Origin of the sequence: Streptomyces chisholmiae, from assembly GCF_031845445.1 — a bacterium.
GTDB lineage: Bacteria > Actinomycetota > Actinomycetes > Streptomycetales > Streptomycetaceae > Streptomyces > Streptomyces chisholmiae.
In genome coordinates this window covers 1-443 of sequence record NZ_JAVREO010000213.1, presented here as the reverse complement: position 1 = coordinate 443, position 443 = coordinate 1, and the positions used below count along the sequence as shown (strand labels likewise).

The following is a 443-nucleotide window of genomic DNA, read 5'->3' as shown; positions in this document are numbered from 1 at the left end:
CCCTGCACCGGTTCCTGCGCACCCGCGCCGTTCGCGTCCAGCACGCGGACCGTGTCACCGTCGGTCGCCCACGCCACGCCTCGCGAGACCACCACGCCGCGGGCGTCCGACGGCGCGAGGCCCACGTGCTCGACGACGCTCGCTGTGGCGGGATCGACGCGGAGCACGCCGTCGCGGACCGGGATCCAGACGTTGCCGCCACCCGCGACGATCGCGCCGACGGGGTCGGTCCCGAACGGCAGCAGCTTCGACGTGACGGTGCCGTCGGCTCCGATGCGCTTGACGAAGGTGTCCGGCAAGCCGTTCGCCGGCTTCTGGTTGCGGGTGACGACCCAGCGCGCGCCCTCTCCGTCGGCGATCGACAGGATCTCGGCCTTCAGGTCGGTCCGCGACTCCTCGGTGAACGAGCGTGTGTCGATCCGCACGATCCTCGACGGCGGGAA

Annotated in this window: 1 protein-coding gene; it reads right to left on the bottom strand. The window is 72.2% G+C overall.

Annotated elements, in window-relative coordinates; translation table 11 throughout:
* Positions 1-425: hypothetical protein (locus RM844_RS32865; RefSeq protein WP_394814664.1), on the bottom strand; the 425-nt coding region annotated here is incomplete at its 3' end.
* Positions 426-443: the final 18 nt, after the last annotated feature.